The sequence below is a fragment of the Alishewanella jeotgali KCTC 22429 genome (assembly GCF_000245735.1).
Classification (GTDB): Bacteria; Pseudomonadota; Gammaproteobacteria; order Enterobacterales; family Alteromonadaceae; genus Alishewanella; species Alishewanella jeotgali.
The window spans coordinates 30,477-54,199 of sequence record NZ_AHTH01000018.1 but is presented as its reverse complement, the minus strand read 5'-3'; the positions used below and the strand labels follow the sequence as shown (position 1 = coordinate 54,199).

The following is a 23,723-nucleotide window of genomic DNA, read 5'->3' as shown; positions in this document are numbered from 1 at the left end:
AAGCCGCTTTGAAAGCGGCTTTTTGCGTTCTTACGTCTAAGCCGCACCGCGCCCCGTCTCCGGTATGCTGGCGTACCGGAGACGCCATCTGCGATTTAAAAAAGTACGCCTATCCAGACGCCTGTTGCTACTCAGTCTGAAACATCCGCGCATTTTGGCAGACAGCCAGTAATATTCTGAAATTATACTTTGCGGACTCGCATGGATGCAGGCAAAGTCTTAACAAGACTTATACAACTGCTATAAAGGTTGACTATGAGGTGCCTGGTCAAGATTTCCTTTATGGTGTCAAAACTGAGATGATGGCAATAATGTATCCTAGCCTGACATATACTTGGAATGCTGATTAATTGAGCATAGCGCCGGAAGTTACAGCAGTTTATAATTTTGGGGCGGTTTGAGCATTTTGCTTGAAAGGTGGAATTAATGAATAACGCAAAAATCAACAAAGCTATGCTGACATGGGCGCGCGAGCGTTCCGGCTATGCTTTGCCTGAATTTGCGCGCAAATTGAATGTGACTGAAGAAAAAGTCAGTGAATGGGAAGCTGGCGAGCGGGATATTACCTTCGTGCAGGCAATGACGTTTGCCAATAAAGCTCATGTGCCTTTTGGTTTCCTGTTTTTAAGCCAGCCTCCTGTTGAAAATCTACCGATCCCTGATTTACGCACTGTGGATTCCGCAGAGTTAAAGCGTCCAAGTACTGAGCTGATGGATTTACTCAAGAATATGCTGGAATGTCAGGACTGGTACCGCGACTATGCCCGTAATCAGCTGCTAGAGCCTATCAGTATTGTCGGGAGCTTCCGAATTGAAGATGGGGTGGCAGCTGTTGTGGCAGATATGCGCAATAAGCTTAACATTCCACCTCACCCAAAGCGGGGTTCTTGGGACGACTACTACCGCGATTTAGTAGAGCGAATCGAAGCGCTTGGTATTTTGGTGATGAGGCAATCTAGTCTTGGACATCACAGCAGACCTTTTAGTGTCGATGAATTCCGTGGTTTTGCGATGTGTGATGAGTTTGCGCCAATTATCTTCGTCAATCATGCTGATGCACCCGGTGCCCGATTGTTTACCCTTATCCATGAGCTATGCCATATCTGGATAGGGCAAACCGGCCTTTCTGATGGCGATGCTAACAGTCATCGCGCGGAAGAGCGTTTTTGTAACGCGGTGGCAGCTGAGTTACTCGTTCCTACTGATGAATTCCGGGCGCGTTGGCACATCGACGTTGATAACTGGCAACAAAACCTACCTGAGTTAGAAGCGCATTTTCATGTTAGCCCCTTGGCCTTGGCGCGGAAAGCATTAACGCTGGCATTGATTAGCCAGGGTGAATACGGAGCCTTCATTAAGGCGCAAAGAGAAGCATTTAAAGAGCGCGAAGCTAGCGGTAGTAGCCCAGGCTATTTTAAAACCAAAAAGGCGCAAATTAGTCAGCTGTTTTCTAAGGCCGTTGTCAGTGAAGCGTTGAATGGTAAGTTGTTGTTGCGTGATGCTGCTTGGCTGCTTGGAATGAAACCAGCCAACGTGACTAAATTCGCGCAGGAGCTTGGGTTTTGATTTATCTGCTGGATGCAAACACCTATATCGAAGCTAAAAACAGCTACTACAGCATGGATTTTTGCCCCGCCTATTGGTCTTGGTTAGATCACCAATTTGCGGCCGGTATAGCGGGTAGTATTGATATGATTGGTCGAGAGCTGAAAGAGGGTAATGACGAGTTAGCGGAATGGGTTGAAGCCCGTAAAGGCCAGTTTATTGCTAACGATGATGATGCCACCCAAACGGCTTTTGTGCAAATCATTGAGTATGTGATGGGGCAAAACTTTAACCCTGCTAATCGAGATCAAAAGCGGACCCTTGGTTAATTGCTAAAGCGATGTCGAGCGGCGCTATAGTTGTAACGCATGAAAGTTTGGTTAGTGACGCGACGAAGAAAGTTAAGGTACCTAATATCTGTAAACAGTTCGGTGTTCAATGTATTAATACGTTTGAATTCCTGCGGCAGACAAAAGCCAAGTTTGGCTTGATTTGAATGTGTAACAACTTAATTGCGTTAGATATTCGGTAAATCCAAATTCCGAAAAAGCCGCTTTTAATAGCGGCTTTTTTGCTTTCTTACGTCTAAGCCGCACCGCGTCCCGTCTCCGGTATGCTGGCGTACCGGAGACGCCAGCTGCGATTTAAAAAAGTACGCCTATCCAGACGCCTGTTACGACTTAACTTTATACACGGGCTTATTTTTGTCGGAAAATCTGTAATGTGCTGAAAATTATACTTTGCAGACTTGTCCGATTGCTGGCAAAGTTTTAACAAAATTGATGCTGGTTGGCTAAAGGTTGGTTATGGCTCAATTTCAAGTTGCAGAGTCCTTTTGTTAATAACATGAACTGCTTATTAACCATTTTTTAGTAGCGAACTCCGGCATGTTGATATTCACATGTTCATAAGCATCGTCAAAATCTCGCCTGTTGGGCATTTGCGATTAATGATTATTGAGAATAATTCAACATTCTAAAAATCCAGGCTAAGGAGATAAGTTATATGCCCGCAATTTGGGAAATGGTTAAGGAAGCGGCTTTGAGTATTGGGCGAGAGGCTACCTACTCTGAAATAAAGCAGCACGTAAGATCTGTGTATGGTGAGATAAATGAGTCATCATTAACGTGCTCAATCATATCCTCTTCAGTCAATCATCCATCGCGTATTCACTACCAAGAAAATAAGAGGCCCAGGGTTTGCTTAGGGGATCATGACTTTTTGTTTAATACCGGGCGAGGCCGTGTAGCACCCTATAACCCATCTATTCACGGCACGTGGGAGATTTATATCAAGGAGGAGGGCCTTTACGGTGTGAGGGTTGTTGAGGGTAATGAAGATTCTGAAATTCAATTAGTAAGTGACGCTTCAGTTGAGAGCTCACTTTTCGCTTTAGAGAGCCATTTGCGTGACTATTTGGCAAAGAACCTACCAAAGTTGAATGTATTTGATTCAAAGCTGTCTATCTACCTCAGTCATGATGGTAGAGACGGTGTAGAGTTTCAAACAGATGTTGGCCCTATAGATATCCTAGCCCTTGATGACTTTGGAAATTTCGTTGTTCTTGAATTGAAGCTTGGTCGGGGACCTGACGCGACGTTGGGCCAGATTTTAAGATATATGGGGTGGGTTAAAAAACATTTGGCTAATGGTAAAGATGTCAGAGGTATTATTGTTGCCTCAGAGATACCCACAAAATTACGTTATGCTGTAAGTCAGGTGCCAAGTGTACGCGTTATGGAATATGAGCTAAGTTTTTCAGTTCGACCTGTAGCGTTGTGCTGATAAGCAACTTAAAGCCGGGATGAACGCGAGCACCAAAGATTCGTAAGGCAAACCCATTTTAAAGCGATAGGTATAAATGAATTTTGATATGCCAGAAATAATTTTCAAACTCGGTGCTGAAGGCGGTTCGATTACTCTTATGGGGAGACGACTCGACGAAAATGTATGGTTATATTCATTATTGTCTTCAGATTGTTCAGAAGACCGTGCGCTCTCAGTTGAACGGAATTTTTATGTTAGTACAAAAGAATCTGAGTCATCTTCTTGGGCTGATGCAATCAAGCTATTAGATCATTATCCTTGTTGGTATTTGCTTTTTCCTATTGAAATTCATCATGATTTCAAGTCTGCAATATTTGATGAAGTTGAAAAACGTGGTGGTAGTGATGCTTTGAAGAGTTGGTTTGAGTATCAATAAACAATTTTGATAAGGCATATTTTGTGCTTTGCTTTTGTAATAAAACAACAGCTACAGTCTTCCTGTTCAAGCCCTACTAATTAAATTACAAAACAGAAGCAACTGCTCAGGGAGAATTTGCATGACAATAAAGCTTTCTACGATCGCACAAATTGCGCTGACGGTGAGCGATGTGGATACGGCACTTGGCTTTTACCGCGATCTGCTGGGGCTGGAGTTGCTGTTCCGTGCTGGACCCAATTTGGCATTTCTTAATGCGGATGGTGTCCGTATTATGCTCAGTACCCCACAGGGCGCTGGTAAGGTTGGGGCGAACTCTGTGTTGTATTTTAAAGTTTCGGATATCGAAACAACGCATGCCAGGATTGTTGCTGCAGGCGCACAGAGCGAGCGGGTGCCGCAGTTAGCAGCAACAATGCCAGACCATGAGTTATGGTTAAGTTTTTTGCGTGATCCTGACGCCAATCTGCTGGCTTTGCTGGAAGAAAAACGAGCATGATAGTGGGGTCTGGCCGGCGATAACTTTAATGTCCAGGTTCCCTGGTGGGAAATACTTATTAAGTTACTGTTACTCGGTGGCAGCATTAATGCCTGCTAGTGGCTTATACCCTATTTAAGCTTAATTCAATGTTAAACAAAAGGCGGCGCATTAACCAGGCGTGCCGTTGCGCTGGCGGAGGCTATGCCGACCATAATGGAGAGGGACATCATGTATAAAGTTATACTTTTGACTGTAATTTTATTGCTCACGGGTTGCTCCAGTATTCCGCTGAGTACCATGCTGGAAATGCGCTCTTATAGTAAAGAGGATTTTCTGACCACCCAGCCTGAGCAGCTGCGGGCACAAGTATTGTTGGTACAGCCGGTGCGGGCCGATTTAGATAAAGTTCAGCTACAGCTGGAATTGGATACCAGCAAAGGCTCGCGTCTATATCAGTTCCCGCTGCAGTTAGTTGTCGAGGATCAGCTGCCGGAAGTCAGTGGCTTGTTCTCTACTACGCCAGCTAAAAATAGCTATACCTTTAAATTATCTGAGGAGGCGATTACTAATTTTGTTGAGATGCAGCAACTTTTGGCCGAGCAAAAGTCTGCTAAGCTGAATTTCACTATCAGCTCTGGTTTGTTAGATATTCCAAAAGGTGCCAGCTCAGTGACGCTGACGGCCCGTTTAAAGCTGTCAGAGCAAAACGACTATCTGACGTTATTTGAGGACGCCAAGCTGGCACTGGATCATAGTGATTGAGGATGAAAGATGATTGATTTTAACAATAAGGGTTTTTTTAAGTTAAAACAAAACCGTGACTATGCAGACCAGGTGGCGGCCCTGTTGCTGGATGGTGAGACCATAATTGACGCCTATAAATCCATGCGTGATGGCGTGGTGTTTACAACGAAAAGGCTGATTGTGGTTAACGTGCAGGGAATTACCGGTAGCAAAAAAGATTTCACCTCTATCCCTTATAAAAACATTGTCGCCTATTCGGTCGAAACTTCTGGCACCTTCGATTTGGACTCTGAGCTGGAAATTTATTTGTCAGCAGTAGGTAAGGTAAAATTTGAATTTACCGGTAAAACCGCGATAGTGGAGATAGCCAAATATATCGCGCAGCATTCGTTGTAGCACAAGGGCCCACAAAAAATGGGCGCTACGCAAGGTAACGCCCGAGAAAAGCTTAGTAGTATTTCAAACCATCTGCCTTACCGCGAAACGCATAATAGGCGACCGCGGTATAGGCGGCGATAATCGGCATGTCTGATAAAGCCGATTAAAGTATAGCAAGCGCTGCTAAATCGGATTGCGGGAGGTCCGGCATAGCCTTATGGCTAATGCCATCTGGCTTCATCTTCGTAAAGTTTAAACTCAATATTGCGACCATCAGCGCAAAGTTGAATGACCTCCGCTGGTGAGCCATCCTCATTTAATTTTACTAAACCAATACCCGCCGCATTGAGCAAGCGTTCGCCCGGCTGCGCAGATTCTGGTTGGTGTGGCGTAATCAACATCCGGCGACGACGGGTCAGCCAGTTGAGTGGAGAGCGCGGAGAGTAAAGCCAGCGGTTTAAGCGATCAAAGACTTGCAGTAGCTTGCCGGGAAATTCATTCTTTAGCCCACTACTAGTAATTTGCCAGACAGCTGGACTGCCTGTTTGTGACCGTAGACGAATGTCGTAAACAAAGGAGTAGTGCACGTCGCCCGACAGAATCACAAAATGCTTTGGTGTTTTCGGGTGGCGGAACATATTAAGCAGCGTATAGGCGGTACCACGATGTGCCATCCAGTTTTCTGCATCCACCAGTAGTGGTTTACCAAGCCAGGTAAAAATACGTTGTATCGCTTCGATCAGCTTAACTCCAAAAATCGGCGCGGCTGAAACTAACACCACTGCATCCACACCAACTAGCTTTTGTTGCAAATTGCTCAATGCCTCCCAATCCATCAAACCTGACGGACTGTGAATGGAACGTTCACTTCGCCATCTTTGGGTCCGGGTATCCAGCACAACTAAAGCTGGTTCAGTAGGCCACTGATAGTACCAATGATTGAAGCGCAGCAATTGGTCTAACATTACATCGTAGCTGTTACTTCCGGGAGAGCATAATTGTTGTTGGATGTCTGAGAGATAGGTTGCAGGAAACTGTTCCGGGCAATTTCCCCAACCCTGAAATAGCAAATAAGCAAGTAGGGCATTGCCAATAATGCGCTTGGATAATGGATGTTGGTAAGCCGCGAGTTCCCATGCAGCGGTAAGATTCCAGTCGTCGGTAATGTCATGATCATCAAAAATCATTGCTACAGGTAAGTGTGCCAGCAGTCTGCGTATAGCGCTAAGGCCGCCGATAAATGCATCCAGTACTTCAGCCTGGCAGATAAACTGTTGACATTGTTTGGTATTAAAATCGGCTGGAGGGTTGAGGTCGCGAGGGCTAGTTAGCTGCTGCCAGCCAACTGGTGACCATACCAGCAGATACATCGCGAACATTTCAGCCAAACTAATCAGGTGGTTATGCGCGTTATCGGAGGTAAAAACGGGCTTACGTGCACCCTTAAACAGCTGCTCGAGTACTTTGTTGCTTTTTTTATCATCGGGCAGCAGAGTCTCTCGTTTCAGATAGTAGGGGCTCTTGCTGTGCAGGGTACTTGCCAGTGAGACGTCGGTGTTATGCAGTGACTCATCGGGTAAACCCAATCTCGGTATAAACTGGTGGATCGCCATCAACATAGGGGTCGCCACGTCGTCAACATACACTTGGTCACCACTTAGCATGAGTAAGGCTGGCCAATCGTCGATTGATGTGGAGGCTAATAGTTGCTCAGCTCTCAGTAGGCCATCGGCAGCAGCAAAGTGTGGCTTACGACAAGAACCATGTAATAAGCTACTTAACTTCGGCTGGAGCACAAAAAATGGATGAGAGTGTGGAGTAAAATTTAGATCAGGTGCCCACTGTTTCCAGCCTTGACCATTCAACTGCAGGTTGTAATAAATAGCCTGCTGGACAGGTAACCTAATCTCAAGTTTAAGGTCAAATAATTGAAAATGAAGATTAACTCCCGCTTTGATTTGTTGATGACCGGCAGATAATACGGAGGCGGGTAAAATATGGTACAAACCACTGTCAGTGAACAGTGTTAACTCTGGGGTAACAGGTTCTGCCGTTGCCAACCAAATAGTTATTCGATTGGGTTGCAGTCGGCGAAGGATTGGGCCTGCCCAAACGGTTACAGGTGACGTCATTTTGAAAGTATTCTTTAACTAGCCATAGATTCCTATTAAACAGCGACAACTCAAAAAAAGTTCATCTTTGTTTATTTACTTGTGATCCGCCATTGATTGATAATGGTAATATTTCGCATTTGTAATTTTATTGGCATTACTAAAAAGGTGGTAGGAATGAAAGTAAATCGGGTTGCACAGCACGTGGTGCTGGCGTTGGCTATTTGCAGTTTGCAAAGTCAGGCTGCAGAGCAGCAAGAAAAGCAGTCGCAAATCGAAGTTCTGGAGGTACGCGGTGCGCAAATAGCAGATAGCGGCAACAACCTGCCAGATATACAGCAAGGTCGGATCTTTGCGGGCAAGAAGACTTCAGTCGTTGAACTCAGTGAACAGCCGGCGCTGATTGAACCTAACTTACGCCAAATGTTTGCTACTTTACCGGGTCTATTTGTCTCAGAGCAGAAGATCCCCAGCATCTACAATGTTAATTATCGTGGCTTGGGTGATCCCCACGAGTCTGAATTTGTCGCTTTCTATCAGGATAATGTACCACTTGGCGCTAACATGTTCGGTTATCCGACAATGTACTACATGCCAGGAGCGCAGCGTATCGAGCGGGTAGAGTTTATTCGCGGCGGTTCTGGTTTACTGTACGGACCACAAATCGGCCCGGTGGTAAATTTTGTGACACGCAGTCCTTCTGCACAAGCGGAAACCGCAATAGTGACTGAGCATGCTTTAGGCAGTGATTCGATGTATAGCACTTACAATGAAGCACGCTGGGCGTATGGTGATACTGGGTTCATGGCCTCTTTTGATCATCGGCGGGCCGATGGTCCACGTCAAAATGAAGACTTCGATGTCAGTGCCGGGTATGTAGGCCTTAGCTATGAAGGCTTTAAAGGTATAAAAATTGGCGCCAACTTAGATGTCTATAGCTCCGACTCGGGCGAAGCAGGTCGTTTAACTTCGGCTGAGTTTGCTGCAAATCGTGAGCTGGTTAAAACGCCTTTTAACCGGGTCAAGATCGACCAAACTCTGGCCAGTTTGACCTATGAGCAGCGGCTTGATGAGCTATCCAGCTTAAATGGTAAAATTTGGTATCTTGCCATGGATCGGTTTAGTCGTCGCGCTGCCGCTTTTTTACCTCCAGCAGCTGAGCCAACGACAACCAATATTGATGAACAGCAATTCCGTAATCTTGGCTATGACCTGCGTTACAGCCTGGTCTGGGGTGATAATTACATCTTAACAGCAGGTAGTTCTGGCTATCGTGGTGACAGCCCCAGGACACAGCACCGCAGTAATGATATTCGTTCGGATGCCCAGAACGCCGCAGATTTAAGATTTGAGCAAGATCGGTTGACAACGTATAGCGCGCTGTTTTTCGAAAATCTATTTCGCTTTGGTAATTTCACCTTAGTACCGGCTGTCCGTTATGAACGGATTAACTACGATATGGTTGAATTGGTTAGAAGCCCTGGTCTGAACCGTGACGCTATTGATCTTGATCGCACATATAACGAACTACTATTTGGTTTAGGGGCGGGTTTCCGGCTGTCAGATCATGCTGAGATTTATGCCAATGTTTCGGAATCTTACCGGCCGCAACGTTTTGACGACTTGATCAACCCTACGTCGGAATTGGCCGGTAGTAATGATCCTTCGTTATCGAAAGCGCTGAACTATGAATTGGGCTATCGCAGCCAGGTTACTGAAAAGTTTGCATTTGACATCAGCTTTTTTCTCATTGATTTTAAAGATAAAATTGAGCAAATACAGGTCAACATTACCGACATTGAGCGAATTAATAGCGGTGATTCACGTCATCAGGGTATTGAGTTAAGCCTACAATATGCGTTTGAAGTTACTGCTGGGCATAATGTAACGGCCTTTGCTAACGGCTCCTGGTTAGATGCCGAAATTACCCGTAGCGTGAATAGCAGCTTGGTTGGTAACACCGTTTCGTTTGCACCGGATTACCTGCTGCGCAGTGGCTTAACGTATGACGGTAATGGACTGAATGCCGCATTAAGCCTGACGATGGTTGGCGAGCAATATTGGCAGGATTCAAATCGGGCAGGCGGTTCTGGAGCCAACGTTATTGATGCTATGATCCCATCCTATCAGGTGGTAGATTTGAGTGCCGAGTATGAGCTGTCAAATCGTTGGTCCTTATTCGCTGGCGTAAACAATCTGTTAGACGAAAATTATTATAGCAGGGTTAGAACTGACGGCATTGAACCCGCAGCCGAGCGCACTGCTTACTTTGGCGTTCGCTTCAACCTTTAGTCAAATTATCCGCTGTGAAGGCAGTGCGGAACACTGCCTTCTGGCTGCTCAAACACGCTGTTCTAGTAATACTTCAAACCATCCGCCTTACCGCGAAACGCATAATAGGCAACCGCGGTATAGGCGGCGATAATCGGAATAACCACGACAGCGCCGAAGAAAATAATGATCAGGGACTCTTTGGAGCTGGCCGCTTCATAGAGCGTCATTTGGTTTGGCACCACAAAGGGGTAGAAGCTTAGTGCTAAGCCGACAAAGCTGCAGACAAAGATCACCTTACAGATAAAGAACGGCAACCAGGCGCCGCGATCATCAGGCAGCGGCAGCCGTTTTAAAGCCAGATAACCCAGCGCAAACATCGCAAAACACAGCAGCGGAATGGCGGCAAATAAATAAGCCAGTGGTGGCTCGGTCCAAACCTGATATACATTGGCATTTACCAGCGGATTGATAGCGCTGACTGCCAGAATACCGGCCAGCGTCCAAACCCCGGCCAATTTACACTGCCGGATAGCATGGCGCTGTAAATCGCCACTGGTTTTGCCTATCAGCCAGGCATTGCCAATCATCGCATAGGCGGCGGTAACGCAGAGGCCGCTAAAGCTGGCAAACACGACACTGCCAACGCTGTATTCCAGCCCCATAACATAGATACCCAGCATAAAGCCCTGGCTAAAGGTTGCCAGCAAGGAGCCAAATTTAAAGGTCCAGTCCCAGCGGATTTTCCGCTCCGGTTTTACTTTGGCGCGAAAATCAAAGGCGACACCGCGTAAGATCAAGCCAATCAGCAACAAGGCGGCGGGCAAATACAGCGCATGCAGAATCGCACTGTGCGCCGCCGGAAAAGCCACCAGCAGCAAGCCGACGGCCAGCACCAGCCAGGTTTCATTGGCATCCCAGAACGGACCAATAGAGGCAATGGCGGTATCGCGCCAGGCTTCTTGCTGCATCGGCAGCGTTATGCCCACGCCCAAGTCATAACCATCCAGGATGGCATACAGCAGTACCGCCAGTGCTGTCAGGCCGGCGAACACCAGTGCCAGATTTTCTGCAGTCAGGAAATTCATGCTTCGACTCCTTCATTGGCGAGTTTGGCTTTCTGTTCCGGTAGGCCTGGCAGCGACAGGTCATATTCCTCAACCTCAATCGCCCGTTTTGCCAGCCAGAATAAGGTTTTAACATAGGCCAGCAGTAACACCACATACAGCGCCAGATACATGATTAGCGTTAAGGCAACCTGCTCACTGGCCACAGTGGTCACGGCGTCACTGGTTTTTAGCACACCATATACCAGGTATGGCTGGCGGCCGATTTCGGTCACATACCAACCGGCCAGGGTGGCGATCCAACCGGAGAACGACATGCCGATTAATACCTTATATTGCAGCGGTGATAATTCGCCTTTTCGGTACAACCGCAGGCTACACCACCAGGCCACGGCCAGCATTAATACGCCGATACCTACCATTACCCGGAAACTGTAAAACACCGGGGCTACCGGCGGGTGAGCGCCCGGAAATTCGTTAATGCCTTTTAGCTCACCGTTTAAATCATGGGTCAGTATTAAACTGGCCAGTTTCGGAATTTCCAGCGCAAAGCGGTTAGTCTGGGTTTCAGCATCAGGGATCGCAAACAACACCAGTGGTGCGCCTTGCTCGGTATGCCAAATTCCTTCCATCGCAGCGATTTTCTGTGGCTGATGCTCTAAGGTATTTAAACCGTGCAGGTCGCCAACAAAGGCCTGGGTTGGGGCCAGCACAGCAGCGGTAAACAGGGCGGTTTTTAGTGTCAGGCGCGGGGCTTTTTTATTGTCACCGCGATATAGCCGGTAGGCAGAAATACCGGCTACCAAAAAGCAGACCGTCAGTGCCGACGCCAGCAGCATATGGCTAAAGCGATACGGGAAGGAGGGGTTAAAAATAATTGCCAGCCAGTCAGTGGCATGCGCCACGCCATCACGCATTTCAAAGCCTGCCGGAGTTTGCATCCAGGAATTGAGCACCAGGATCCAAAATGCCGACAAGGTTGTGCCGAGGGCAACCAGTAAGGTGGCTAGCGTATGCAGCCAGCGCGGTACCTTATTAAAACCAAACAGCATAATGCCGAGCATGGTTGCTTCGAGGAAAAAGGCAGTTAGGATTTCATAGGCCAGTAACGGACCAGCAATATTGCCGACAGTTTCCATAAAACCCGGCCAGTTGGTGCCGAACTGGAACGACATCGTAATGCCACTGACCACGCCCAGTGCAAAGGTGAGTGCAAAGACTTTGACCCAAAAGCGGTAGGCGCGCATCCACACCGGATGCTGTGACAGGTCAAAGCGGATTTTAAAGTACACCAGCAACCAGCCCAAAGCGATGGTAATGGTTGGGAACAGGATATGAAAACTGATATTGGCCGCAAACTGAATGCGTGACAGCAACAGGGTGTCTAACATGGCAACCTCACTACAATAGAACAACAGCTGGCAAAAACAGCTAGGCTTCTTTTGCCGGATCTTTTTTACCTAAAAACTTGTCGGTAAACTCCAGTACCTTGCCAACGCCAGAGCCCAGCTTCATTAAGGTATTCAGCTTCTCTGGCGACAAGGACTGCAGGCTTTGCGTCCATTCGGTAATGTTTTCCAGCAGATCGTGAATTTCGGCGATGCGCTTTTGGGCAAAGGCTTCTTCCGGATTGGCGGCCTCGTCCATCATAATGTCGCGCAGTAAGCTAAGGGTCGGGTCCATTTCCCGTTTGCGCCGCTCTTCAAACACCCGGTTGGCCATATCCCAGATACTGCCGCGGCTATGGTAAAACTCGCGCCGCTCGCCGGGTTTATGGCTAACCTGTACCAGCTGCCAGCTGCCCAACTCTTTTAACCCCATACTGACGTTGCCACGAGAAATCCCCAGCAGCTCGCCAATTTCATTGGCACATAGCGGTTGTTCGCTAATCACCAACAGGGCGTAAATTTGGCCAACGGTGCGGTTAAAACCCCAGCGGCTACCCATTTCGCCAAAGTGGTAAACAAAGGATTCAATCATTGGAGTCATTTGCATATGTGCATCTCATTACTGAACTTTCAGAAATTTCTGAAACAATAATACGCTCATTGCTTGATCAGGATCAAGTTTTTCGGATCTAAAGTTGCTCACCCAAAATACGGCAACGGCTCTTAGCGATCGGCGCAGCAAAGTTGAGAAAAAGCAGTTTTTTCCGGTTGTGATGCTTTCAAGCCGCAAGATAACTGCTAAAGTAGAGACTCTTGTATTCGAACAATCATCCGGCTTTAGGCCGTTATGCAGTCTAGCAAACACAGGGTAAACCTATGTTCAGAACAATATCCATTCAAAAACGTTTACTGGCAGCCTTTGGCGCTCTGGCTTTTATGCTGGCCGCGCTGGGTCTTTATAACCTGAATACCATGTCGCAAATTCGTGAACGGGCGAATTTGGTTGAAACTAATACTTTACCTTCACTAATGAGCCTGGCGGACTTAAATCTGAACGTCACCCGTCTGCGGGCCTTAACCTTACGCTTGATGTTAACTACCGACATTACGCAGGAAGGCGCCACACTGAACGAAGTAGAGCAATTACGAGCAGAGGTGCGGCGTAATGAGCAGGCATTTTCTGCTAACATATATCTGGATGAAGAGAGGGAAGTTTTTGCTGATTTCGAAAAAAGATTACAGCAATATTTGCAGTTACAGCAAGAAGCGCTCGAATTTCTGAAGCAGGATGAGACCGGCATGGCGCTGGATTTGCTGCAGCAAATTAACCCAATTACGGCACAGATGACAACGGATTTGCTCGATCTCACCCGTATCAACCAGCAAGCCGCTAACACCGCGCGTACCGAATCCGTCAGTGCTTATCAGGCCGCCCGTATTATTGTGATTGTACTAATAGTGTTAGCAGTGGCGGTTGCTATAGTGATTGCGCTGGTTATTTCACGCGGTATCAATCAGCCGCTGGAGCAGGCGGTCGCCTCTGCGCGGCAAATTGCGGAAGGTGATTTGACGCAGCGTATCAACAAAGACGGTGACGATGAATTAACCCGCCTGGCTGAAGCCTTACAACAAATGCAGCAAAAACTGCGTGATGCCATTGGCCATATTGCCAGCTCAGCCAGTCAGCTGGCCTCTGCTGCGGAAGAACTCAATGCCGTTACCGATGAGTCAGCGCGCGCCATTCAGCAACAAAATGACGAAGTACAACAAGCCGCGACGGCTATCACTGAGATGAGCTCAGCCGTTGATGAAGTGGCGGCAACGGCGATGCAAACCTCAGATGCGTCTGCACAATCGGCCAACTTGGCCAAAGATGGTAGCCAGAAGGTTACCCAGACCCGTGCTGTTATCGGCAAGATGAATACCGAGGTTCAGCAAAGCGTCACCGTGATTAATGTGCTGGCAGAAAAAGTCTCGTCAATTAACCAGGTGCTGGAAGTGATTCGCAGTGTGGCCGAGCAAACCAACCTGCTGGCGCTGAATGCGGCGATCGAAGCAGCCCGCGCCGGTGATGCCGGCCGCGGTTTTGCCGTCGTCGCCGACGAAGTGCGTAGTTTGGCGCACCGCACCCAAACCTCCACCGGTGAAATTGAACAAATGATCCAACAAGTGCAAGGTTCGGTACGTGAAGCGGTAAATGCCATGGGGCTAATTAGCCAAAACGCTGGTGATGCCCAAAATGTGGCTGAAGAAGCTGCCGCAGCCCTGGGGCAGATCGCGACCAATATTACCAGTATCAGCGATCAGAACCATGTGATTGCCAGTGCTGCTGAAGAGCAATCGAAAGTGGCACGGGAAATTGACCGTAATATTATTACGATTAGCGATCTGGCCAATCAAACCTCCGCTGGTTCACAGCAAACGTCGGCCAGTGCCACCGAGTTGTCGCGCCTGGCGATTCAGTTAAATGAACTGGTTAATCGCTTTAAAGTTTAAGCCTTAGTCAGGTTGAAAAGGGCGCCATTTGGCGCCCTTCAGACTGCTGACAAAGTCCTGGACGCCGATCCAGGACTTTGATCTAATAGGGTTAGTTGATTTGAAGGCTAACCAACATGCTCAAAACTCCCTCTCCTCAACAATATCAGTTAGAAATGGTCACGCTCGAAGAGCTGGTACCGAAGAACCATTTGGTTCGCAAGGTCGATGCCGCCATTGATTTCGAGTTCATTCGTGCTGAAGTCGAACATCTCTACTGCAAAGATAATGGCCGTCCGCCGATTGACCCTGTCCGTTTGTTTAAGATGATGATCCTCGGCTATCTGTTTGGCATTCCCAGTGAGCGTCGTCTGGTACAGGAAATTCAGGTTAATGTGGCTTATCGCTGGTTTTTGCGGATGGGATTAACCGAGAAAGTGCCTGATGCCTCCACGCTGAGCCAGAATCGTATTCGTCGTTTTAACGGCACGGATGTGTTTCAGCGTATCTTCGACCGGATAGTTGAACAGGCGTATGAGCAGCGTCTGATTGGTGGTCACACGCTTTACACTGACAGCACACATTTAAAAGCCAATGCCAATAAGCGCAAGGCGGTGAACAAAGAGGTGGCGGTCAGTGCATCGGCGTATATCGCTGAGCTCAACAAGGCGGTTGAAGAGGACCGGTTAGCCCATGGCAAAGCGCCACTGAAGCAAGATGACTCGAAGGAGCCCGAAACCAAAAATCAAAAGGTCAGCACAACCGACCCTGACAGTGGCTTTATGACGCGGGAAGGCAAACCACAGGGCTTCTTCTACCTTGGACCATCGCACCGTGGATGGCCGCCACGGCATCATCACGGATACCTTCGTGACGCCGGGGAATGTGCATGATAGCCAGCCCTATCTGGCCAGATTAGACCGTCAGCTTGAGCGCTTTAAGTTTAGTCCGATAGCCGTTGGTTTGGATGCGGGCTACTTTACTGCACCGCTTTGCCATTTAATCCGGGAGCGGCAAATTGCACCGGTTATTGCCTACCGTCGTCCCAATGTCACCGCTAATCCGATTAAGAAGAAGCAATTTACCTACGATAAAACAACCGATACCTATCGTTGCCCCCAAGGTGAAATCCTGACTTACAGCACGACAGACCGTCAGGGCTACCGGCATTATCAATCTAACCCTAAAGTGTGTCAGGATTGCCCGCTACGTCAGGACTGCACGAAGAACAAGCAGTATAAGAAAACGATAACCCGGCATGTCTGGGAAGAGGATAAAGAGCATGTGAGTGGTTTGCGGCTGCTGTCCGTGGGGTAAGAAGATTTACAACCGACGAAAAGAGACGGTTGAACGCAGCTTCGCAGACGCAAAACAGCATCATGGCCATCGCTATGCACGGTTCCGTGGTCTGGCGAAAGTGCAGATGCAGTGTTTACTGGCGGCGGTAGCGCAAAACATCAAGAAAATGGCCTTGCTGGCCTTTTTATCGCTTTTTTATGGCCTGAAATCGGCACTATACACCTTTGCAGAGTGCATTCTGCGGCATAACAAATCCGAGATTCAATACTGCCAGATTTAATAAAAGAAAGCAGAAAACACAGATACAAAAAAGATCAGAATCCAGAAAACACAAACCCCGGCCAAAAAACCGGGGTTTGTCATTAATCTGAAGGGCGCCATTTGGCGCCCTTGTTATTTTTGCGGTCTAAAACATCCGTTGTCGTATGCTGCAGAGTGTATCGGCTGCCTGGGTTTAAGCGCGGAACTTAATCACCTCAGCCCGTAAACCGCGAGCCTGCCTCGCCACCTGTTCACTCAGTTGGCTATTGTTGTCAGCGCTACGCAGCGTATCCTCTGACATATCACGGATTTTCACCACATTGCGGTTTACCTCTGCTGCTACCGAACTTTGTTCTTCTATGGCAGTGGCGATCTGGGTCGTCATATCCATAATGCGGGTGATATCGCTGGTGATTTGTTGCAGCAGCTGGCTGGCTGAACCGGCTTGTTCGGCGCTTTGCATACCATCATCACGACACTGCAGCATCACTTTGGCAATATCCTTGGTTCTGCCCTGTAAGCTCTGGATAATACCCTCAATTTCCCGGGTAGATTGTTGGGTGCGCTGTGCTAAGGTGCGGACCTCATCAGCAACCACGGCAAAGCCGCGACCTTGTTCACCGGCTCTGGCTGCTTCAATAGCCGCATTCAGTGCCAGTAAATTGGTTTGCTCGGCAATGGCGCGGATCACATCCAATACTGACCCTATGCTCACGCTGTCGCGTTCCAGCTCGGCGGTGGCGGTACTGGCTTGCTGTAACCGGCTGGCCAGGGCTTTGATATGACTGACTGTGTCATTTACCTGTTGCTGTCCAGCCTGCGCGCTTTGGTTGCTGGCTTCAGCGGTATTGGCGGTATTCTCGGTACTGGCGGCAATTTCCTCTATGGTAGCGCCCATTTCTGTCACTGCGGTGGCCACCATATCGGTTTCCAATTGCTGGCTACGCATGACCTGATTGGTGCTTTGCGCAGCCGCAGCCAGTTCATCAGTCACTTTGTCCAGCGTGGTCAACGATTGATTTACGGTTTGGATCAGGCCTTGTACATCAGACAGTACCGCATTCATATCAGAGCCAAGATTGCTGATTTCATCTTTGCCTTTTAACACCAGGCGATGGGTAAAATCTTTGTCAGAGCGGATCCGGGCCAAATCAGCAGATGCCTGCTGGATAGGGCGATGAATGCTGCGGGCGATCAGGCTGACCAGCACCACCACCAGCACCAGAATAACGGCGAAAATACCCAGGCTCAGCCGGTTGATTTGGGTGCTGGCAGCGGTTAACGCCAGATCCAGCTCTTCGGATAATTGCTTTAACAATGCCTCGGTGGCTTGAATTTCACGCCGCATCTTGCCTTCATTGCCCTCGCTCTCGTTATAGCCTCGCTCGCGCATTGCCTGATCCAGGGCACTCAGGCTTTGCTGGTATTGAGACAGCGCGCTGCGATCTGTCAGCTCTGCAGCAGCTTGCAAGCTGGCAAAGAATGGTTGTTGCGCCGCCAGATATTGGTTATCCCGGCGCAGTAAAAAGTCTTTCTCCAGCCGTCGCAATTGCAGGTAACTTACCAGTAGCTCCGGATTACTGCCGACTTGTTGCTCCAGACGCTGTGCTGCCTGGCGCATATTGCCAATTAGCCCCTCTTCTACGGTCAGGCCAATTTTTTGCTGCGCCTGCACCAGAGCGGCGAACTCAGCCACGTAGGCTCGCACCTGGGTAGCGAACTGCTGGCTCTTGCTATCATCCAGTCGTAGGGTTTGTAACAAACTTTGCAATGCCGTGAGCTTAGTTTGCAGGCTCTGCTGGGTATTTTGGTGGCGTTCTAAATACCGTAGTTCTTGGCGCAGTAAAAAGTCTTTTTCATGACGCCGTAGCTGTAGCATTTCGCTATTCAGTTCGGCAACTAAACGGCTGGCACCGGACAGGTTATTTAGCACTTTCGCCTGATGCTGCATCAGTACTAGCATCAATGCCAGGGCGACAATGGCTAGCGTGGCGATAATAATTAACCGGCTTTTGATAGAGATAGTATTTAACTGCATAGCATTACCTAAGGTGAACAGGAGGGCTCCTGTAGATAGCATAAGCGCAATTAATCCAATCTGCTAAGGGCGTTAGCAGGTGTTTTTCAGTTGGTCCGGTTATCGGTTCAGCCGCTGCGCTGGTGAGTCTGTGGTATGCTATAGCTGTGTTAACAGAGGAATGACTATGGCCCGCTACTCCGCCGATTTTATTAAAATGATGCCTAAATCCGATCTGCATTTACACCTGGATGGCAGTTTGCGTCTGGACAGCTTAATCGAGATGGCGAAACGCAGTCAGGTTACCCTGCCGTCAGAAAGCGTCAGTGGTTTAAAAGAGCTGGTATTTAAAGATCGTTATCAGAATCTGGGTGAGTATCTGCATTGCTTCCAATATACCTGTGCCGTGTTACGCGACCCGGAAAACCTGCAGCAGGCCGCTTACGAGCTGGCACTGGATAATCAGGCCGAAGGCGTCAATTATATTGAAGTGCGTTTCGCCCCGCAGTTGTTGATTGATCTGACGCGCGGTATTGATTTTGACCAGATTATGCATGCAGTGAATAACGGGCTAAAGCAGGCGATGCAGGAGTATAACGCCACTGAAGCGGTGCTAAGCGGTCAGAAGCCGCCGTTCTACTATGGCATTATTAACTGTGCGATGCGAATGTTTGGTAACAAAGGTTTCTCACCCTATTACACCAACCTGTTTCAATTAATGCGTGATTTTGCGCCAATGGATGTGATTAAGCTGGCGGCGATGGAGCTGGTGCGTGCCAGTGTCCGGCTGCGTGATGAAGAAGGCATGCCGATTGTTGGTCTGGATTTAGCCGGGCAGGAAGCAGGCTATCCGGCCGGTAAATTTAAAGAAGTATACGAATACGCTCACCAGCACTTTTTGCTAAAAACCCTGCATGCCGGTGAAGCCTACGGTGCCGAGAGTGTGTTTGAAGCCATTACCGAGTGCTATGCAGATCGTCTGGGGCATGGCTACTCAATGTTTATACCGGAGATGATTCAGGATCCGGCTATTTCCGATAAAACAAAATATATCAATAACCTGGCTTCTTATATCGCCGATAAGCGTATTGCGATTGAAGTCTGTTTAACCAGCAACCTGCAAACCAACCCGGCGATTACCGATATCCGCCAGCATAAGTTTAAAGATATGCTGGAGCATCGTATTGCTACAGTCATTTGTACCGATAACCGCCTGGTATCGAATACCACAGTCAGTAAGGAATACCAGCTGGCGCTGGATAACTTCGACGTGCCGTTAAAACGGTTAAAAGATATGGTGGCCTATGGCTTTAAGAAAAGCTTTTTCCCAGGCAGCTATGTCGAGAAACGTCAGTATGCTAAACAGTGCCTGGAGTATTTTGACCGTGTTGCCCAGCGCTATGGCTTTATTTAATTGAAATCAAAAGCTTACTGTTAGCTGGCCTTTATTTGGCTGCTAGCTATTTCTGCTGTCTGAGGTAGTGTCGCTTTTTGCATACAGTTTAAGCTGTTGATTTTAAATGGAAATTTTTTTACCCCGTTTTAAGTGTCGCTAATTAGCAACAGTTAGCGACACCCCTATCCGCATTACCCTGTCAGAAATCACCTAAGTTTTTGAATCTAAATTGAAATTAAATGTTGGCACGCATCATGCATTAACTATGGTAACGCTGCAGGGGAATAGCGTAAAAGCAATGCAGTATTACTTTTACGCGATTCTCCTGAGACAGCAAAGTTGCTCCACTGCGGGAGCCCATAGCCGGAGAAGTACCATGGATATGTTCTTAAGTTTTATCACGCTGTTTTTAGTTGCCAATATGGCTATCGTTTTTACCTTACTGCGTCGGGTTGACCTGAATAATGCCAGCGTCCAGGCCTGGGAACAGCAGCAACTGGCGCATTCAACTCAGGCTACGCAAGCAGTTTATGCTCAGGGCATGAACACCGAGTTAGCCCAGTAACCTATCCCATAGATCAGCTGTTGAGCTGAATCTGCCTTGGCCAGTCTTAGTACTGGCCTTTTTTTTGCCCGTAGCAGCTAATTTATACGGCTAACGGCAATACAAGGCCCTGAATTTTCAGTAAACTAAAGTCAGAATTCTCTGAGGGTGGAGCCCATGCGCTTTTCCATTCAAACGGCGTCATTGCGACAGTTAGTACTGCTAAGCTTTTTTCTGGCCCTGATCCCAGTCGGAGTTTTATTGTGGCAGAGTAATAAATCCCTAAGTGGTGTCAGTAATTATGCCATTACCTCGGCCGAGCAGGCAGTGTCGACAGTGCGCCAGGCAGAAAGTATGCAAAGCCTGGTAGTCGATATCGAGCGGGCGGTGCGCCAGTATGCGGTGGTGCGCACTGAGGCGCTGCAGCGGCTGGCTTTAAACCATATCGACAATCAACTACAGCTGTTAGCTCAGCTCTGTCGCAGTTTACCCGAATTGGCGTTATGTCAGAGTCAGCGCGATGCTTTGCAAAGCCTCAGATTAAAGTTTATTGAACCGACCAGCGAAGTGCCAGAAGCCTTACTGCTGCAAGTGCGTACCCAGCAACAGCAAATCACCAAAGAAATCTGGGACCTGTTAGAGCGGCAACTGGAGAATCAGCAACAGCAGGTCGCGAAAACCCAGCAACAGCTGGCCTGGGAAACCTTTGCTCTGGTGTTACTCACCTTACTCTTGGTGTTATGGGCCTCGGGCCGGATCACGGCGCCGGTACAGAAGCTGGACCGGATGATCCGGGCCATTGCGCAGCCAAAGCATCAGTTTCCGGATGAAAAACTGCGCGGGCCGCGGGAACTGGCCGAGCTGGGTGAGCAATTACGCTGGCTGAGTTCGCGCCTGCAGCAATTAGAAGCCTTACGGCTGGTGTTGCTGCGCCATGCCTCACACGAGCTAAAAACACCACTTTCCAGCATTCGCGAAGGCTGCGCCCTGTTAACCGAGCAGTTGGTCGGTCCGCTCAATCCGCAGCAGCAGGAAGTTGTCAGTTTGCTGAATGGCAGTGCCGACCGGCTCAGCGTGTTAACCGAGCAGCTACTCGACTATAACCGCCTGCTACAACAAGCCCAGCCGAATTGGAGCCAGGTGGTGCCACAGCAACTGATGCAGGAGTGTTTTAGTGACCATGCGTTATCACTACAACAACGCCAGCAACAGGTGAAGCTTGATTGTCAGCTCAGTTCACTTTGTACTGATGCCACCTTGTTTCGGCGCATTCTGGATAATCTGATTAATAACGCCCAGGCCTATGGCGCCGAAGGCAGTCCGGTTTGGGTGAAATTATACCGGCAGGACGAATCCGTGGTATTGGAGGTGGCGAATAATGGCACCCCGATCCCAGTGGCACTGCGTGAGAAATTATTTGAACCTTTCCAGCGGGGCACGACCCCACGTTTTGATGCAGTGCAGGGTTCGGGGCTGGGGCTGTCGATAGTAGCAGACTGCGCCCGCTTGCTTGGCGGGCATGCGGATATTGTTGACGTCGTCTATGCCGATGTCTGTATCCGGGTCAGGTTGCCGCTTTCAGGAGAAAAAATGGTATGAAAAATTTAGTCTGGGTCGCGTCACTGGCGCTGTTATCAGCCTGTCAGGTTACGCCGCCGCCGGCACCGCCGCCAGCCGAGCCGCAGCTTGAAGTGATGCCGGAGCAGCCAGAGCCGGCGCTGCAGGAAGAACCGCAGTTGCTTGACCTGCTAAAATTTACCGATGAGCCGGCAACGTTGCAAGCCTGGCTGGATTATAAACAAAGCATTCTGGCTGAGCCTGAGGCTGAGCGGCAGCGTTTACTGCAACTGGCGGAACCGGACGAGGTAGCGCAATTCCAGTTCGCGCTGTTATCGCTGCACCCGGATATGCCCTATGTCAGCCGCTTTAAGGTACAAACGCAATTAGCCGAGATGCTGCTGAGTTTCCCGCCGCGTCTGGCTGCGATCTTTAGCTGGGAGCTAACCTATAATCAGAAGTTATTGGAAGCTGAATCGGCAGTCAGTGCCGTTACCCGTTTAAATGCCCAGCAATTGGACCAGTTAGAGCGGCTGCAAAAAACCAACCGGGAATTGCAGAAGAAAATTGATGCCCTGACCCAAATCGAGGCCGAGTTAAACCAGCAACCGGTGGAAAATAACGGAGGCAATAATGGCCCGGGATAACCCTCGCTTATTGTTGGTCGATGATGATCCGAGTTTACTGCGGCTGTTAACCCTGCGTCTGGAAGGCGAAGGCTATCAGGTGATTAATGCTGACAGCGCTGAAACGGCGCTGACGCTGCTGGCGAAACAGAGTGTCGACGTGGTGTTAAGTGATCTGCGGATGCCCGGACTGGATGGCATGAGCCTGTTTGATGAAATTGCTAAACGTTACAAAGGCGTTCCGGTGATCCTGATGACGGCGCATGGCTCTATTCCGGAGGCGGTCGCTGCCACGCAGCGCGGCGTGTTTGGCTTTCTGACCAAGCCTCTGAACCCGGCTGAGCTGCGCGAAGTATTGCAACGCGCGCTGAATCAATCCTTACCGGAGCAGGAGCAATGGCGCGAGGCCATTATTACCCGCAGCCCGCTGATGCAAAATGTGCTGGAGCAAGCGTACCGGGTGGCGCAGCGGGATGTCAGCGTACTGATCACCGGTGCCAGTGGTACCGGTAAGGAATTGTTGGCCAAAGCTATTCACAACGCCAGCCCTCGGGCCGCTAAGCCTTTTGTCGCGATTAACTGCGGCGCCCTACCTGAGCATTTGCTGGAGTCTGAGCTGTTTGGTCACAGTAAAGGGGCCTTTACCGGCGCGGTTACTGAGCATGCTGGTTTATTCCGCGAAGCAGATGGTGGTACCCTGTTTTTGGATGAAATTGGCGATATGCCGGTAGCTTTACAGGTAAAATTACTGCGTGCGCTGCAGGAGCGGCAAATCCGGCCGGTAGGCAGTGCTAAAACGATCCCGATCAATGTGCGGGTGTTGTCTGCCACGCACCGGGATTTACAACAGGCGATGGCCGACGGCAGCTTCCGCGAAGATCTGTACTATCGGTTAAATGTGGTAAACCTGCCACTGCCGACGTTAGAGCAACGGGCAGAAGATATCCCGCTGTTAGCGCGCCATGTGTTGCAGCAAAGTGCCGAGCGGCATCATGTAAAGGTGACCCGCTTCTCCGATGATGCCCTGCAGCTGCTGGCTACCGCAAAATGGCCCGGTAATGTGCGGCAACTGGTCAATGTGATTGAACAATGTGTCGCCTTAACCCAGAGCCCGGTGATTTCAGCGTCCTTAGTAGAGCAGGCGTTATCGCAGAATAGCAGTTATTGGCCTACGCTAATCGAAGCGCGCGACCAGTTTGAACGCCAGTATCTGATCCGGGTATTGCAAATGACCGAAGGCAATGTCACCCGGGCCGCCGAACTGGCGGGTCGTAATCGTACCGATTTTTATAAGTTGCTGAAGAAACATGAACTCAGTGCCCAGCAGGTCGCCGAACAGGGTGATGAGCTGGAATAGGGC

Annotated in this window: 20 protein-coding genes and 1 pseudogene; 16 read left to right on the top strand and 5 right to left on the bottom strand. The window is 49.0% G+C overall.

The features are described 5' to 3' along the window. Positions 1–426: 426 nt before the first annotated feature. The 8 genes from AJE_RS07575 (at position 427) to AJE_RS07545 (ending at position 5,369) form a co-directional block, all read left to right on the top strand. Entirely contained in the window at positions 427–1,566 is a 1,140-nt protein-coding gene (locus tag AJE_RS07575; RefSeq protein WP_008606581.1) for an ImmA/IrrE family metallo-endopeptidase, read from the top strand. Beyond that, a complete protein-coding gene (locus AJE_RS18885) occupies positions 1,563–1,874 on the top strand; it encodes a DUF4411 family protein (RefSeq protein ID WP_008950352.1) in 312 nt (103 codons plus the stop codon). Before AJE_RS07575 ends, AJE_RS18885 begins: the two co-directional genes overlap by 4 nt. An 11-nt stretch (positions 1,875–1,885) precedes the next feature. After that, on the top strand, positions 1,886–2,041 hold the full coding sequence (locus tag AJE_RS18880; protein ID WP_255365668.1) for a DUF4411 family protein: 156 nt from the start codon (positions 1,886–1,888) through the stop codon (positions 2,039–2,041). 509 nt (positions 2,042–2,550) lie between these two features. Further along, complete coding sequence (locus tag AJE_RS07565) at positions 2,551–3,330, top strand: endonuclease NucS domain-containing protein (protein WP_008950351.1); 780 nt, start codon at positions 2,551–2,553, stop codon at positions 3,328–3,330. 76 nt (positions 3,331–3,406) lie between these two features. After that, positions 3,407–3,748, top strand: coding sequence for a hypothetical protein (locus tag AJE_RS07560; RefSeq protein WP_039928262.1), 342 nt, complete (start codon positions 3,407–3,409; stop codon positions 3,746–3,748). 121 nt (positions 3,749–3,869) lie between these two features. Continuing rightward, the gene (locus AJE_RS07555; RefSeq protein WP_008950349.1) at positions 3,870–4,247 is read left to right on the top strand and encodes a VOC family protein; all 378 of its coding nucleotides are present in this window, start codon (positions 3,870–3,872) and stop codon (positions 4,245–4,247) included. A gap of 228 nt (positions 4,248–4,475) precedes the next feature. Beyond that, entirely contained in the window at positions 4,476–4,991 is a 516-nt protein-coding gene (locus AJE_RS07550; RefSeq protein ID WP_237709323.1) for a hypothetical protein, read from the top strand. 9 nt (positions 4,992–5,000) lie between these two features. Next, on the top strand, positions 5,001–5,369 hold the full coding sequence (locus AJE_RS07545; protein ID WP_008606587.1) for a PH domain-containing protein: 369 nt from the start codon (positions 5,001–5,003) through the stop codon (positions 5,367–5,369). 203 nt (positions 5,370–5,572) lie between these two features. Here AJE_RS07545 and AJE_RS07540 read toward each other — a convergent pair whose 3' ends face one another. Continuing rightward, positions 5,573–7,483 (bottom strand): alkaline phosphatase D family protein, encoded by a 1,911-nt coding sequence (locus AJE_RS07540; RefSeq protein ID WP_039928258.1) that lies wholly within the window; start codon positions 7,481–7,483, stop codon positions 5,573–5,575. A 156-nt stretch (positions 7,484–7,639) separates the two neighbouring features. On the opposite strand from AJE_RS07540, the gene AJE_RS07535 reads away from it, so the two are divergent. Then, complete coding sequence (locus AJE_RS07535; RefSeq protein WP_008950346.1) at positions 7,640–9,754, top strand: TonB-dependent receptor family protein; 2,115 nt, start codon at positions 7,640–7,642, stop codon at positions 9,752–9,754. Positions 9,755–9,816: 62 nt separating this feature from the next. Here AJE_RS07535 and AJE_RS07530 read toward each other — a convergent pair whose 3' ends face one another. Genes AJE_RS07530 through AJE_RS07520 form a run of 3 tightly spaced genes read right to left on the bottom strand, consistent with a single transcriptional unit; the run spans position 9,817 to position 12,795 of the window. Next, positions 9,817–10,821 carry a cytochrome d ubiquinol oxidase subunit II gene (locus AJE_RS07530; RefSeq protein ID WP_008950345.1) on the bottom strand — a complete coding sequence of 335 codons (1,005 nt, stop codon included), beginning with the start codon at positions 10,819–10,821 and terminating at the stop codon, positions 9,817–9,819. After that, complete coding sequence (locus AJE_RS07525; RefSeq protein WP_008950344.1) at positions 10,818–12,191, bottom strand: cytochrome ubiquinol oxidase subunit I; 1,374 nt, start codon at positions 12,189–12,191, stop codon at positions 10,818–10,820. The genes AJE_RS07530 and AJE_RS07525 overlap by 4 nt, the downstream gene beginning before the upstream one ends. Positions 12,192–12,231: 40 nt before the next feature. Further along, entirely contained in the window at positions 12,232–12,795 is a 564-nt protein-coding gene (locus tag AJE_RS07520) for a GbsR/MarR family transcriptional regulator (RefSeq protein ID WP_008950343.1), read from the bottom strand. Positions 12,796–13,064: 269 nt separating this feature from the next. Here AJE_RS07520 and AJE_RS07515 point away from each other — a divergent pair, with 269 nt between their 5' ends. Together AJE_RS07515 and AJE_RS07510 are read left to right on the top strand one after the other, a co-directional pair. Beyond that, on the top strand, positions 13,065–14,684 hold the full coding sequence (locus tag AJE_RS07515; RefSeq protein ID WP_008950342.1) for a methyl-accepting chemotaxis protein: 1,620 nt from the start codon (positions 13,065–13,067) through the stop codon (positions 14,682–14,684). Positions 14,685–14,800: 116 nt separating this feature from the next. Then, a pseudogene (locus AJE_RS07510) lies at positions 14,801–16,242 on the top strand (IS1182 family transposase). A 174-nt stretch (positions 16,243–16,416) separates the two neighbouring features. On the opposite strand, the gene AJE_RS07505 reads toward AJE_RS07510, so the two are convergent. After that, positions 16,417–18,261, bottom strand: coding sequence for a methyl-accepting chemotaxis protein (locus AJE_RS07505; RefSeq protein WP_008950341.1), 1,845 nt, complete (start codon positions 18,259–18,261; stop codon positions 16,417–16,419). A 166-nt stretch (positions 18,262–18,427) separates the two neighbouring features. Between AJE_RS07505 and AJE_RS07500 the strand changes: the two genes are divergently transcribed. The 5 genes from AJE_RS07500 (at position 18,428) to AJE_RS07480 (ending at position 23,720) form a co-directional block, all read left to right on the top strand. Then, complete coding sequence (locus AJE_RS07500) at positions 18,428–19,654, top strand: adenosine deaminase family protein (protein ID WP_008950340.1); 1,227 nt, start codon at positions 18,428–18,430, stop codon at positions 19,652–19,654. A 358-nt stretch (positions 19,655–20,012) separates the two neighbouring features. Next, positions 20,013–20,201, top strand: coding sequence for a hypothetical protein (locus tag AJE_RS07495; RefSeq protein WP_008606601.1), 189 nt, complete (start codon positions 20,013–20,015; stop codon positions 20,199–20,201). 156 nt (positions 20,202–20,357) lie between these two features. Beyond that, positions 20,358–21,779 carry a sensor histidine kinase gene (locus AJE_RS07490; RefSeq protein ID WP_008606603.1) on the top strand — a complete coding sequence of 474 codons (1,422 nt, stop codon included), beginning with the start codon at positions 20,358–20,360 and terminating at the stop codon, positions 21,777–21,779. Then, on the top strand, positions 21,776–22,384 hold the full coding sequence (locus tag AJE_RS07485) for a hypothetical protein (protein WP_008606605.1): 609 nt from the start codon (positions 21,776–21,778) through the stop codon (positions 22,382–22,384). The genes AJE_RS07490 and AJE_RS07485 overlap by 4 nt, the downstream gene beginning before the upstream one ends. Continuing rightward, positions 22,371–23,720: a sigma 54-interacting transcriptional regulator gene (locus AJE_RS07480; RefSeq protein ID WP_008606606.1), complete on the top strand. Its 1,350-nt coding sequence runs from the start codon at positions 22,371–22,373 to the stop codon at positions 23,718–23,720. The genes AJE_RS07485 and AJE_RS07480 overlap by 14 nt, the downstream gene beginning before the upstream one ends. Positions 23,721–23,723 lie beyond the last annotated feature (3 nt).